The 15,250-nt window shown below is 32.0% G+C and carries 8 protein-coding genes; 6 read left to right on the top strand and 2 right to left on the bottom strand.

The features are described 5' to 3' along the window. Positions 1 to 31: 31 nt before the first annotated feature. Together Q4566_RS05675 and Q4566_RS05670 are read left to right on the top strand one after the other, a co-directional pair. Positions 32 to 715, top strand: coding sequence for a head GIN domain-containing protein (locus Q4566_RS05675; RefSeq protein WP_303419454.1), 684 nt, complete (start codon positions 32 to 34; stop codon positions 713 to 715). Positions 716 to 993: 278 nt separating this feature from the next. After that, positions 994 to 3,420, top strand: a complete 2,427-nt coding sequence (locus Q4566_RS05670; protein ID WP_303419452.1) for an ATP-binding protein — start codon at positions 994 to 996, stop codon at positions 3,418 to 3,420. Here Q4566_RS05670 and Q4566_RS05665 read toward each other — a convergent pair. Together Q4566_RS05665 and Q4566_RS05660 are read right to left on the bottom strand one after the other, a co-directional pair. Further along, complete coding sequence (locus Q4566_RS05665) at positions 3,413 to 4,753, bottom strand: sigma-54 dependent transcriptional regulator (RefSeq protein WP_303419450.1); 1,341 nt, start codon at positions 4,751 to 4,753, stop codon at positions 3,413 to 3,415. The two genes, Q4566_RS05670 and Q4566_RS05665, sit on opposite strands and share 8 nt — an antisense overlap. A gap of 178 nt (positions 4,754 to 4,931) precedes the next feature. Further along, positions 4,932 to 5,243: a hypothetical protein gene (locus Q4566_RS05660; protein ID WP_303419447.1), complete on the bottom strand. Its 312-nt coding sequence runs from the start codon at positions 5,241 to 5,243 to the stop codon at positions 4,932 to 4,934. A gap of 374 nt (positions 5,244 to 5,617) precedes the next feature. On the opposite strand from Q4566_RS05660, the gene Q4566_RS05655 reads away from it, so the two are divergent. The 4 genes from Q4566_RS05655 (at position 5,618) to Q4566_RS05640 (ending at position 15,199) form a co-directional block, all read left to right on the top strand. Then, positions 5,618 to 8,428: a triple tyrosine motif-containing protein gene (locus tag Q4566_RS05655; protein WP_303419444.1), complete on the top strand. Its 2,811-nt coding sequence runs from the start codon at positions 5,618 to 5,620 to the stop codon at positions 8,426 to 8,428. A 217-nt stretch (positions 8,429 to 8,645) separates the two neighbouring features. Next, positions 8,646 to 11,660, top strand: a complete 3,015-nt coding sequence (locus Q4566_RS05650; protein ID WP_303419442.1) for a TonB-dependent receptor — start codon at positions 8,646 to 8,648, stop codon at positions 11,658 to 11,660. A 12-nt stretch (positions 11,661 to 11,672) separates the two neighbouring features. Then, entirely contained in the window at positions 11,673 to 13,151 is a 1,479-nt protein-coding gene (locus Q4566_RS05645) for a RagB/SusD family nutrient uptake outer membrane protein (protein WP_303419436.1), read from the top strand. Between the two features lie 17 nt (positions 13,152 to 13,168). Next, entirely contained in the window at positions 13,169 to 15,199 is a 2,031-nt protein-coding gene (locus Q4566_RS05640; RefSeq protein ID WP_303419433.1) for a PKD domain-containing protein, read from the top strand. The last annotated feature ends 51 nt before the right edge of the window (positions 15,200 to 15,250 follow it).

Raw genomic sequence — 15,250 nt, 5'->3', positions numbered from 1 at the left:
TTTTGTGCCTATAACTAAAACAAACAAACGTATGAAACGCATATTTTTCATTTTAACATTAATAATTTCAGGAAGTATTTTCGCCCAAGAGACTGAGACTGTAGAAAAAACAATTGGGGAATTTACTGAACTTAAAGTTTACGATTTAATTCAATTAGAACTTGTAAATTCCGAAGAAAATAAAATTGTTATCACAGGTAAAAATACCGAACAGGTTACCATAAATAATAAAAATGGAAAGCTGAAGATTAAAATGAACATTGAAAAATTATTCAATGGTAATGATACTAAAGTCACCTTGTATTACAAACATATCGATGTGATTGATGTTAATGAAGGCGCTCAAATTACTTCAGATGATGTTATAAAACAATTTGAAATCGATTTAAGAGCTCAAGAAGGCGCTACTATTAGCGTACCGGTTGATGTGAAGCATACCCTTGTTAAATCCGTTACAGGTGGTATAATTACTGTTACAGGAACTTCTAAAGATCAAAATATAGATATAAATACAGGTGGTGTTTTTAAAGGAGAAGCATTAATAACCGAAGACACCGATGTGTCTATAAAAGCTGGTGGTGAAGCTTATGTTAATGCGACACAAGAGGTTAATGCTAAAATTAGAGCAGGCGGTGATGTTTATATCTACGGAAGACCTGAGGTTATAAACGAAAATACCGCTTTAGGTGGTAGTGTAAAGCGTATGGATAAATAGAAATATAATTAATATTAATTTTTTAAGACACCTTCATGTTACGATGGTGTCTTTTTTATTTGGGAGCTTTGATAATTCAATTTTTAGATTAAAATCATACAAAAACACTCAAATCCTTTAATTTTACAACTCTAGTAACACTACATAGAAACCCAAATAATCTATTGAGCTTCGTAAATTTAAATATTATTAAAGATGGTAATGGTGAATTTGGTATGTTCTTTTATAGTGTTTCATCAAAGAAAAAATTTAGTCATTTACTTTTGGTTTTATAAACAATGGAGCAATCAAAACATAGAATTACTTTCAAGGTTTTAATAGGTTATATCATCTTAGTTATTTTAGCTACTATTTCTGGGTTTTTGGTGCTTTCGGAGATTAGAACCTTTACTCAGTTACAAAAACAAGATATTTCAGACCGTAATAAAATAGTAAAAACAGGTGGTTTAATAGCTGATATTTATAAAAATGAAAGTTTAGCACGTGCTGCCATTCAATTAAACTCGACAGAAAAATTCAATGAATATCTTATTGAAAATGAAAAACTTATATCAAAAATTGATTCACTCAATGTCATTGTTTCTAATAGTTCTCAGGCCTCTATTTTAGACAGCATCAAATTGGTTATAGACAAAAAGCTTAAAAATATTAAAGACTTAAAAAGTTTGAAGACTAAGGATAATTCTGATACGTCCTTTAATAAAGCTATTAATAAATTAAGTTCTATTGATTCCCTTTTAGGTAAAGTAACTATAGGAGATTTGGTAAAAAATCCTAATACTTTAGATGCTAAAAATCGTAAAAAGTTTGAGGAATATGTAAGCATACTTAATAGATACAATCCTAAGGATTCTATAAATAATGTTGAGCAAAAACAAGTAGATTCGCTTTTATCTATTTCTAGAGATATGCTTAAAGATGCTCAAATTAAAACCAGTAATCAACGCATATCACTGCTTAATAAAGAGCGAGAACTTATCGATAACGATTTGATCATTTCTAGAAAGTTACAAGAGCTTTTAAGTAATTTGGAAATTGATGTCATTAGGTATGCCAGCAAGATGAATAATCAGCGAGAAACCACGCTTAATCATAGTAAAGGCATTATTTTACTTGCTGCGGGTATCAGTTTTATTATCATTATTTTATTTTCAGTTATCATTTTGAATGATTTTTGGAAAACCCAACGCTATCGTAAACAGCTTGAAGAGGCTAATGAAACCAAATCATCTTTGTTAAAAAGCAGAGAACAGTTAATTTCTATGGTAAGTCATGATTTAAGAACACCATTAAACACTATTTCAGGCTTTAGTGAGTTGCTTCAGAAAACAAACCATAACACAAAAGAATCTAATTACATTACACATATTAGAAATGCTTCGGCGTATATGGGACAATTGGTGGATGATCTTTTGGAGTTTTCTAAACTTGAAAATGGTCATATTGTTGTAGAATCTATTCCTTTTAATTTAGAAATGCATATTGATGAGATTGTTCAAAATGCTAAAAATATTGTTGAAGAAAAACCCATTCGGTTTATCGTAAACCATGATAGATCTATAGAACATTTAGTTATTAGCGACCCATTCCGCTTAAAGCAAATTTTGTATAATTTGATTATAAACGCCTATAAATTTACAAATGAAGGCAGTATTACTATCACAAGTTTATTGAATAAAGAAGCGGATAAAGACCAATTGGAGATTTCGGTAGCCGATACTGGAGTAGGTATTAGCAAAGATCAAAAAGAAAATATTTTTAAAGCATTTACTCAAGCGGATTCGCAGATAGAAAACCAAAAAAAAGGATTTGGTTTAGGACTTACCATTTCAAAAAAATTAGCTAAGATATTAGGGGGAACATTGACTTTAGAAAGCGAATTATATAAAGGTAGCACCTTTACCCTGAAAATACCTGTATTACGTTCAAGTTCGGTTTTAATAACTTCCAATTCACACAAACCTAAGATTGTTTTTAATTTAAAAGCGATAGTTGTGGAAGATGATGATTCCATGCAACTACTTTTAAAAACCATTTTAAAACAACACGGTATTGAGGCCTTTGTGTTTGATAATGCTAAAAAAGCATTGGAATCTATTGATGATATTGCTTATGATATGGTTTTTACCGACATTCAACTTCCTGAAATGAACGGCATCCATTTTATGGAAACACTTAAAAATCAAGTATCTTATAAAGACCAACCTATTATAGCCATGACAGGACGCGTAAATATGTCTAAAGAAGATTATATGAACAGTGGCTTTTCCGAAGTATTGATAAAACCTTTTGATACGGATAAAATAGTGGATGTTTTGCAGCAGTTTTTTCAGTCCAAATTATCAAGTGTGCAATCGGAGTTTATAACCGATAATAGCAAAAAAACGGAAGGCTTTAGTGTTATGTCTTTGGGATCTTTTTTAAATCATGATGAGAGTGCTATAAAAAAAACGTTAGGGACTTTTATAGAAGATACCAAAAAGAATTATTTGTTATTAGAAGAGGCTAAAAATAATCATGATATAATCACAATCAATCAGGTGGGGCATAAAATGTTAAGTATGTTTAAACAGCTGGAAGTAAAGGCGGTTATTCCTTATTTGGAATATTTTGAAACGGCTAAATCTATTGATGATAAGATTTTTATAGATTTTGAAAAAAGTTTGAAAAGTTTTATAAATGTTATGGAAAACTATCTTAATTAATATGGTATTCCTTCATTTTGTTATAAAGTGTTTTTCGTGTAATATTCAATAATTTGGCTGCTTGTGTTTTATTATTACCTACTTCTTCTAAAGCATTTATAATGAGTACTTTTTCATTTTCTTTAGTTGAAAATTTGTTAGATACTATATGGTTTTCCTTAGGTTGGCTCAATTCAGTTGGTAATGCATCTACATCAATAATTTCAGTAGATGTTAATAATGTAGCTCTTTTTATAACATTTGAAAGTTCGCGTAAGTTGCCTGGCCAATTGTAATTTTGAAATATATTTAAAGCTTCTTTTGAAAACCCTGCAACCGATTTATTAAGTTGTGCATTGGCTTTATCTAAAAAGAAATCGGCATACAAAATCAAATCATCGTTTCTATTTTTTAAATTAGGCACTTTTATTGAAAATTCATTTAATCGATGGTATAAATCTTCGCGAAAATCACCTTTTTCAACAGCTACTAACAAATCTTCATTCGTCGCCGTTACCAACCTAATATCCACATGAATTTCACTGCTGCTACCAACAGGTTTTACTTTTCTTTCCTGTAAAGCTCTTAATAATTGTATTTGATTTTCGTAGCTTAAATTACCAACTTCATCCAAAAAAAGTGTTCCGCTATTTGCTGCTTCAAAATGCCCTATTTTATCGTCGGTGGCTCCTGTAAAGGAACCTTTTTTATGTCCAAAAAATTCACTAGATGCAATTTCTTTAGGTATAGCACCACAATCAACTGCTACAAAAGGTTTATTATGTCTCGGGCTTTTTAAATGGATGTTTTTAGCAACCACTTCTTTACCTGTACCACTTTCCCCAGTTATTAATACAGACATACTGGTGGGTGCAACTAACTTAATATATTCATTTAGCGTTTTTGATGCCGCACTGATGCCTTTTACAAATTCTGTTGTAGATTTTGTAGAATTTTTTTTAGTTTGATTTGGAATAGGAGTGGGTTCAGGTTTTTTATTAGCTAAAGCATTTTTTATAACTTCAAGGACTTCATCAGGGTTAAAAGGTTTTGAAATATAATCGAAAGCCCCTTGTTTCATAGCTTGAACTGCTGTAGAAACTTCGGCATAACTCGTCATTAAAACTACTGGAATATGTGGTATGTTTGACTTGATTTCTTTTAAAAACACAATACCATCACCATCGGGAAGACGTAAATCTGTAAAAACTAAATCGTAATTTTGTGTTTTTATTTGTGATGATGCTTTCTCTAAGGTATAGCACACATCTACTTTATTTTGATGACGTTGCAAGAACTGTTTCAACATTTCAGAGAATGCAACATCGTCTTCTACCAGTAGGATGTGTTTCATATGTCAACTATTTGTTTTTTATAAAATGAACCGCTTTCAAACAAAAATATTAAGATAAAGCGGACTTTACTTTTAAAAAAATCACAAAAAAAAAGACGTTTTAAATTTAAAACGTCTTTTTCCTAAAAGAATTTGATTTTTAGATATTATATTCAATATCTAGTTGCTTTAAAATATGTTATTTAGCAACATCTCCTTCTTTTAACCAGTTACCATCTTTATCGGCATATACTGTATTTTCACTTCCATCCATTGAAATGGTCAATTTGTATTGCTCGCTGCTATTTACATAAGCATTGCTGATGGTAGCAGAAGCAAAGTTTTGCTTCACTGCACTAACAACAGCCGATGGTAGTTGATTTACTGATATTTCTTTAAATGACTCATTTATTACCACAACTTCGGCGTCATTGTTCATTATAGGGTTTGTTAATGCGAAAGTTGATAATCCACTTGCTACGATTGCTACTGTTAAAACTAACTTTTTCATAATTTTTAAAATTTAAGATTTATAATTATTATTATTCTTGTTTTACGATTAGTTATATTGAAATAAATATGCCACGAACAAATGTTAAGAATTATATTTATTATAAGTAACTAAAAATTAGATAATTAATAAATATGAGCAATTTTTTTGGTCTATAGATTTTGTGTAAAAGGTGTGTAATTATTGATAGTAATGTGTAAAATTTACCCAACTAATACACTATAATTTTTAATTGTCAACACTAATAATAAAATAAAGTAGTAGCATATTTACTTTTTAATTTAAATAAGTGCTTTTCAAGCATAGAAAATACTTCACTCTTTTTACAAGCATTAATTTTTAGTACTTTGGTAACCTAACTAAACGTATTAAGCTTGAGACCATTATTATTTACTTTTTTAATATTCATTTTAGTTTCACCCATAGTCTTAGCGCAAGAGCGTTCACCAATTCAGATTTTTTCTACTAAAGATTACGGCGCTGAAAGTCAGAACTGGTCGATTTCACAATCAAAAGACAAATTTATTTATGTCGCAAACAATAAGGGTTTGTTGGAATATAACGGTGCAGAATGGGCACTATATCTATCTCCTAACAAAACTATTATGAGATCTGTAAATGTTATTGATTCGCTTATTTATACCGGTAGTTATAGAGATTTTGGGTATTGGAACCGAAATGATTTAGGCAAACTTGATTATACGTCTTTATCAGACAAATTAAACATCTCATTTTTAGAAGATGAAGAAATTTGGAATATCATAAATGTAGATAATTTTATTCTGTTTCAATCTCTCAAAAGAATTTACATATATAATATAAATGAAGAAACATATTCTGTTATTAATTCAAACACGACCATTTATAAAATATTCAAGGTTGCTAATAGTATTTACTTTCAAAGTGTAAAGGATGGTATTTATGAGATTGTTAATGGGACTTCAAAATTAGTTTCAGATGATGTTGTTGTACAAGAAAATGTTTTGGTTAACATATTTAATCATCAAGGTAAATTATTATTCCAAACCGAAGATTATGGTTTTTTTATTGTGAATGAAAGTTCTCTTGAAAGTTGGGAAATACCCGCAAATAAAGAAATTTATAAAAATAGAATCTACAATAGTATTCAACTAAAAGATGAGAGCTTTATACTAGGAAGTATTTCCAATGGTATATTTCATATGGATGCTCATGGAAATTTATTATCACAAATAGACCAAAGTAGTGGTTTAAGTAATAACACCGTATTATCAGTTTTTGAAGATGTAGAAAACAACATTTGGTTGGGACTGGAAAACGGTGTCATTTGCATCAATATCAAATCTCCTTATAAAATTTTTAATGATGATAAAGGGAATATTGGTGCTGTTAATGCATCAATTTTGTATAATAACATACTTTATTTAGGTACGAACCAAGGTTTATTTTATAAGAAGTTTAATTCTACCGACGATTTTGTCATGGTTGAAGGAACTCAAGGCGCTACTTGGTGCCTAACTAAAATTGGTGATACTTTATTTTGCGGGCATAATTCGGGAACATTTGTTATTGATGGTGTTGGGGCAAAGAAAGTTTCAGATGTTCTTGGTACCTGGGGCATAAAAACGATACAAGGAAAAGATAATTTATTAATTCAAGGGAATTATACCGGTTTGTATATTCTTGAAAATGTAAACGGATTGTGGCAATTGAGAAATAAAATTCAGGGCTATGATATGTCCACTAGATATTTTGAATTTCTTAATACACATGAAATCTTTGTTAGTCATGAATATAAAGGTGTTTTTAAAATAAAAGTTGATAACGATTTTACTGAAACACTTAGTGTAGAAGAGGAGACTTCAATAAGTAAAGGATTAAAAACAAGTCTTATTAAATACAATAACAAGATTTTATACACAGAAAAAAAAGGTGTTTTTACCTATAATGTATTAAAAAAGAAGTTTGTAAGAGATTCTGTTTTAAGTGGATTATTTAATGAGCAAGAATTTACATCTGGTAAATTAGTTAACGATATTGAAAGCAACAAACTTTGGGCTTTTTCTCAATATGGTTTAAGTTATTTAACACCTGGAAAGTTAAGTAATACACCTAATATTAATAAAATTTCCCTACCCGCTTTTGTTAGGAATGATGTTTCTGGTTATGAAAATATATCTTATTTAAGTAATAATAACTACTTATACGGTACTTCTCATGGTTATATAATTATTAATACTAATCTGTTTAAAGATAGACCTTATCAAATAAATATTAACTTAATTTCTAATAGTACCTACGATGATGGTTATAAAACACAATTGCATAATAAACAAGAGGTTGGTTATTTTAAAAATAATGAAAATAACATAGAGGTTAGTTACAATATACCAGAATATAAAAAGTATTTGGTTGTAGAATATCAATATAAATTAGAAGGTATTTACGATAAATGGAGTGATTGGTCTACAAAATCTAGTGTATTATTTAAGAATTTATCCTACGGTCATTATAAATTTTACGTAAGAGCAAGACTTGGTAATGATATGACTGTTAATACGGCATCGTATAGTTTTAATATTGAACGTCCTTGGTATTTGTCAAATATGGCGTTTACGAGTTATATTTTATTAATTATTGTTTTTTCATTGTTTATGCACACGCTGTACATGCGTTATTATAAAAAGCAGCGTCAAAAAATATTACTTAAAAAGGAGCGTGAACTTGAAGTAAAAGAGTTAGAAAATAAACAACAGTTGATGCGTTTCAATAATGACAAGTTAAGACAGGATATTGAAAATAAAAATAGAGAATTAAGTATCTCTACAATGAGTTTAATTAAAAAGAACGAATTTCTTAACAGTTTAAAAAACGATCTTCAAAAAGTTAAGGAAGTAAAAAACATTAATCAAGTTATAAAAGTTATTGATAGAAACCTTAATAATACAGACGATTGGCATGTATTTCAAGAAGCCTTCAATAATGTCGATAAGGATTTCTTAAAAAAGATAAAATCAATACACCCACAACTCACTTCAAATGATCTGCGCCTTTGTGCTTACTTGCGTTTAAATTTGTCTTCAAAAGAGATTGCGCCACTTTTAAATATTTCACCAAGAAGCGTCGAAGTAAAACGTTACCGACTAAGGAAAAAAATGGATTTACCACATGAATCTAGCTTAACAGATTATATTTTGGAAATATAAAGACACTACAATCTGGTTTTTCACCTATACAACACCACAACATTTTCATTTATTGGAGTAAATCGCTCGTTTTCATTTGTTAGTAAACACCTCTATTTGTTAACATTTTCATAAAATTACAGACTTTTTTTTACGATGTATATTTTTTGTTTGGGCATAAAATAGCAAGTCTGCAATAACTCCTACTAAATTTACAAGTAACTAAAACTAAATATTTATGAAACTAAAACTATTAAAAATTTTAGCTCTGTTCTTTGTGGCTTACTCGAGTGCACAAAATATAGACGTGAGCGGAATTGTAAAGGATCAATCAGGGATTCCCATTCCTGGTGCAAACATTATTGTAAAAAATACCAATCAAGGTGAAATAACCGATTTTGATGGTGGTTTTACCTTAACTCAAGTTAGCACGGGGGCCGCTATTTTGGTTAGTTATGTTGGGTATATCACTAAAGAATTGGTTATTACAGATAATTCGAATTTATTAATTCTATTAGAAGAAGACATCGCAGTTCTTGATGAAGTTGTTGTTATTGGTTATGGTACTCAAAAAAAGGGGGATCTTACAGGAGCAGTATCTATTGTTAATTCTGAAACTATTGAAAAATTAAATCCTATCGATGCAGCTCAAGCCTTGCAAGGAACTTCAGCCGGGGTTGCTGTATCTACGCCGTCAGGTTCTCCTGGAGGTGGGTTTAATATAGTGATTCGTGGTATGAGTTCCAATGGTGATAATGGTCCATTAGTAATCATTGATGGTTATAAAGGGGATTTAAATACGATTAACCCGAGTGATATTGAAACGTTCTCTATTTTAAAGGATGCGCAAGCTGCTATTTATGGTATTGAAGGTGCAAATGGAGTGATTTTAGTTACTACAAAAAGTGGTAAAAAAAATTCAGCAGCTACAATTAGTTATAATGCCTATACAGGTATGCAACAAACCGAACGTCAATTACCAATGATGAACGCTACGGAATATGCTTTAATATTAAATGAGAGCTATGCAGCAGATGGTCAACCTTTACCATTTCCTGATGTAAGTAGTTTAGGCGTAGGTGTAGATTGGCAAGATCAACTTTTTGAAGCAGCACCAATAACCAATCATAACCTATCTGTTACTGGTGGTGGTGAAAAAAGCACTTATTATGTCGGAGGTTCTATTTTAGAGCAGGATGGTATTATTTCGAGTGATAAATCAAATTACCAACGCGCTAATGTTAAGATTAAAGTTGGATTTGATATTACCGATAAATTAAAATTTTCAACTTCTGCAAATTATTTTAATTCGAATAGAAAAAGCATTGGTGAAAATGCTTTAGGAGTGCCGTTATTTAACGCTTTAAATTACGCACCAACGTATAGTATCGATCAAGAAGATGTTACTGGGTTTTTAGGAAATGAGGTGATTAACCCCTTATCTCAAATTGCAAATACCTTTAATGAGTATAATGGAAATTCACTTGAAGGTAATTTTAGATTAGATTATGAGGTCATTGAAGGTTTAAGCATTACATCACGTATTGGTTTAAAAGCATATAACGACAAAGGGAAGACTTTTGCTCCTATTGTTAATTATGGTGCTGGAAAAGTATTTAATAATGATAGAAGTAGTGTGAATCAATACAGAAACACTTATAATTCTTATACTTGGGAAACCTTTGCTAATTATAATAAAGTATTCGCTACTAACCACAATACCACATTCACTTTGGGTACTAGTGCACAACGTAGTTGGGGAGATAATTTGAATGCGACAGGTTTTGATGTTCCTAATAATTCTTGGGAATTCGCAGATATTTCTTTAGCTAATGGTTTAAGTGACGCAAAATCTACGGGGTCATCAAACTATGATAGTAGATTAGCATCATTTTTTGGACGATTACAGTACGATTATAAAAGTAAGTATTTGCTTTCCGCTATGTTTCGTAGAGACGGATCTTCAGATTTTTCTACTCAAAATAGAATTGATCGTTTCTACTCTTTTACTGGAGGTTGGAAAGTTTCAGATGAGGCGTTTTTAAAGGATTCTAACGTGATAAACTTTTTAAAATTAAGAGGGAGTTATGGAACTTTAGGAAATAGTGTAGGAAGTGATTTATACAGAGCAGAATTAAATGGTGAAGCAACTTATGTTTTTAATAGCGCTTTAATTTCGGGTACAGCAAATGGTAGAATTCCAAACCCTGATGCAAAATGGGAAGCTGCTGAAAAATTTGATTTAGGTTTAGATCTAAATTTATTCAAAAATAAAATCGAAATAACAGCCGATTATTTTATAGATGATAGAAATAATTTATTGATTACAGATTTTCCAGTTTCAGGAATTTTGGGAGCAGGAGCTCCAGGTGCGGGCTTACCTACTGTAAATGCTGGAACTACAAGAAATAGAGGGTTTGAGTTTTTTATCAATTATAAGGAATCATTTTCTGAAAATCTATCGTTTTCAGCAAGTTATAATATGACTCAAATTAATGGTGAAGTTATTGAAATTAATGGTGGTGTTATTCCAGAATCAGGAAACTTTAGTGTTGGGCAACCAGCTATCGCAAGAATGGAAGTTGGACAACCTCTGGGTTACTTTTACGGACTTAAAACCAACGGTATTTTCCAAAACCAAGCTGAAATTGATGCTTATCCATCACAATCAAGTTTAGGTGCCGTATCGGCTCCAGGTGATTTTAAATATGTAGATGTAAATGGTGATGGCGAAATTACTATTGATGATAGAACCTATTTAGGAAAACCACAAGCCGATTACATTATGGGCTTAAACCTAAGCTTCAACTATAAAAATTTCGATTTTGGTACTTATATGTATGCAGAAATTGGTAAAGAAACGGTTCGTAACTACGAACGTGACGAGCCTAATGTGAACAGATTAAATATGTACCTGAACAGATGGACAGGTGAAGGGTCTACAAATAGTATACCTAGAACAACTATTGGCGCGACCACTAACAAATTGTTTTCAGATTTTTATGTAGAAGATTCTTCTTTCTTAAGAATTCAAAACATTCAATTGGGTTACTCTTTATCTCCAGCTGTTGTAGATAAACTTGGTATTAATAAACTAAGATTATATGCTTCTGTAAATAACGCGTTTACATTCACAAAATATAAAGGGTTCGATCCAGCTGCAACTAATGGTGATGCTATTGGAGGCGGTATAGACTATGGTTTTTATCCAATTTCAAGACAGTTTATTTTTGGTTTAAACCTTTCCATTTAAAAAATTAACGATATGAAAAAATATATAAATAAAACAATACAAAGTCTATTAACGCTAAGCATATTATTAGGAGCAACAGCTTGTGGTGATGCTTATTTAGAAGACGTTGATAGGTATAGTATAGATTCTGAAAGTTATTTTAATTCAGAAGATGATTATTACAATGCACTTGTGGGTGCTTATGATTTATTACAATCTACTTACGTCAATGTTATGCTAGGCGAAATCGCTTCAGATAATACCTTAGCTGGTGGCGGTAGCGCCGTAGATGTTCCTGGTTTTCAACAAATTGATGACATGATTCACACACCGGTTAATAGCAATTTAAGAGATGTTTGGAACTGGATGTATGCTGGTGTTAGTAGAGCTAATTTTATCTTAGAATTTCAAGATAAAACAGATTTTCCAGGACGTGAAGTCATTATTGGTGAGGCTTATTTTTTAAGAGCCTATTATTATTTTGAATTGGTAAAATGGTTTGGTCCAATTCCAATCAAAGAATCACGTTTTGAATTGGGTGATGAAACAAGCATTCCAAGATCACCAGTTGCCGATGTGTATCAATTAATTGAAGCCGATTTACAATATGCTGTAGATCATTTAAATTACACGGCACCTGAAGTTGGAAGAGCAACAAAAGGCGCTGCACAAGCTTTGTTAGGTAAAGCTTATTTATATCAACAAAAATATACTGAAGCGGCTTTAATACTTGATAAAGTTATTACACAAGGACCATATGATTTAGTTCAAGATTATGATACTATTTTCGAAACTGAAGGTGAGAATGGAATCGAATCTGTTTTCGAAGTGCAATATTCTGATGCCGAAGGTGCTGGTTTTGATTGTTTGCAATGTAGTGAAGGTAATGTGGCTGTTGGTTTTAATAGTATTAGAACGTATGATGGCCCCTTGTTCGATTCTGGTTTTAGTTTCAATGTGCCTACTCAAGAAGTGGTTGACGGCTTTGAAGCGGGAGATTTACGTAAGGACGTTGCTATTTTAGACATTGTAAATTGGGCAGCCCAAACAGGTGCTAAATATGGAACTGGTTATGAGCACACTGGATATTTCAATAGAAAATATATTGCTCGCAAAGGAGATTTAAATACCGGTGATCAAAACCTGACAAACCCTAATAACTATAGATCTATTCGTTTTGCAGATGTGTTGCTAATGGCAGCTGAAGCTTACAATAGCGGTAATATTGACGATGCCATTGCTCAAAACTACTTAAATCGTGTTCGCGCGAGGGCTTTTGGAGATTCTAATCATGCCGTAACATCTACTGGAGCTGCACTTACAGATGCCATTGCACACGAAAGACGTGTAGAACTAGTAGGAGAAGGACATCGTTTTTTCGATCTAGTAAGAACAGGTAAAGCAGCACAAGAAATTGATGGTTTTGAAGCCAATAAGAATGAGGTTTTTCCGATTCCTATTGAAGAAATTCAATTTTCAAATGGTAACTGGGAGCAAAATCCAAACTATTAATTCTAAAAAAAGATAAGATGAAAATTACAAAATATATATTTAAAATCTGTCTGCTTGCACTCATGGTTATGGGTTGTAGTGAAGATGATAATTTAGATTACATAGACAATATTGTGGCACCAACAAATGTTTCTGCTGCAGTTAGTGTAACTCAAGATAATACGGGGCTGGTTACTATTATCCCTTTAGGTGAAGGTGTTGTTAACTATATTGTAAATTATGGCGATGGAACTGTAGATTCAGACCCTATAGATCCAGGAAAAAACACCCAACATGTTTATGAAGAAGGTGTTTACGATGCTAAAATTACAGCCATAGGATTAAGTGGTTTGAAAACTACGGTTACTCAAAATATAACAGTATCATTCAAAGCACCAGAAAACTTAATAGCAACTATTGAAAATGACCCTGCTATTTCCAAGCAAGTTAATGTGGAGGTTTCAGCCGATCATGCCATATCTTATGAAGTACATTTTGGAGAACCAGGTCATGATAATCCTGTGGCAGGTAATATTGGTGAAACCGTTTCTTATCAATATCAAAACGCTGGAAATTATACCATTAGAATAGTAGCAATGAGTGCTGCTGTTGAAACTTTAGAATATACCGAAGAGTTTCAGGTAACAGCTATATTACAACCTTTAGCGCCAGCGCGTAAGCCTAATAAAGCGGCACAAGATGTTATATCAGTGTTTAGTGATGTTTATGTAAACCCAGATCCTATAGATTATTATCCAAATTGGGGACAAACAACAACTTATGCACAAATTGAGATTGATGGTGATAATGTCATTCAATATGGTGATTTAACCTATCAAGGAATTGATTTTAGTACCGCACCAATTGATGCTTCAGGTATGGAATTTATACACGTAGATGTTTGGAGTGCGGAAGATTATACTATTAATATTTCTCCAATAAGTGACGGGCCAAATGAAGCGGCTTATTCTATGACACTGGTTGGAAACCAATGGAATTCAGTTGAAATTCCAATAACTCATTTTACAGATTTAAACCCTGCGGTAGATTTTAGTAACATCATCCAATTTAAATTTGATGGCGTACCTTCTGGGGAAGGAACCATATTTGTAGACAACCTTTACTTTTATAAACCATCATCTGGTGGAAATACTGGACCGTTACCGCTTACTTTTGAAGGTGGTTTTATGTTAGATGGATTTGATGGTGGCGGTACATCCGTTGTTGCTAACCCTGATACCAATGGAAATACCTCCGAAAATGTATTGGAGATGGTAAAAGGAGCTGGTCAAGTTTGGGCTGGATCAAAAATTACAATACCAACAGTATTTGATTTTAGTACGACAACGGTTACTGCAAAAGTTTGGTCGCCAAGAGTAGGTTTAAATTTACTTATGAAGTTTGAAAATAACGTGCCATGGCCAGACGTAACATCAACCGCTGAAGTTACAGCAACAACGACTGTAGCTAATCAATGGGAAACTTTAACTTTTGATTTTTCAGGAGTTGATACGGCTATTGATTTTTACAATTTGGTATTGATTATGGATAATGGTACCGAAGGTGATGCTTCTGCAAATTATACCATATATGTTGATGATATTTCAACAAATCCGATGCTAGAATTCGAACCAGACTACCTTCTTGATGGATTTGATGGTGGAGGAACATCGGTTGTTGCAAACCCAGATACCAATGGAAATACGTCTCAAAATGTTTTAGAAATGGTAAAAGGAGCTGGGCAAGTTTGGGCTGGATCAAAAATTACAGTACCAACAGTATTCGATTTTAGTACGACAACGGTTACTGCAAAAGTTTGGTCGCCAAGAGTAGGTTTAAATTTACTTATGAAGTTTGAAGATAACGTGCCATGGCCTAACGTAACTTCAACTGCAGAGGTTACTGCAACAACGACTGTCGCCAACCAATGGGAAACCTTAACCTTTGATTTTTCAGGAGTTGATACGTCTATTGATTTTTACAATTTGGTATTGATTATGGATAACGGTACCGAAGGTGATGGCTCTGCAAACTATACGATATATGTTGATGATATTGCTCAAAATTAAAGTATAAATATTAAAATAAGTTACATGAATCTTCCATAACGATCATGCAAT

Origin of the sequence: Tamlana sp. 2_MG-2023, assembly GCF_030548465.1 — a bacterium.
GTDB lineage: Bacteria > Bacteroidota > Bacteroidia > Flavobacteriales > Flavobacteriaceae > Pseudotamlana.
The sequence above is the reverse complement of the archived record's forward strand: the minus strand, read 5'-3'. Positions and strand labels throughout refer to the sequence as shown.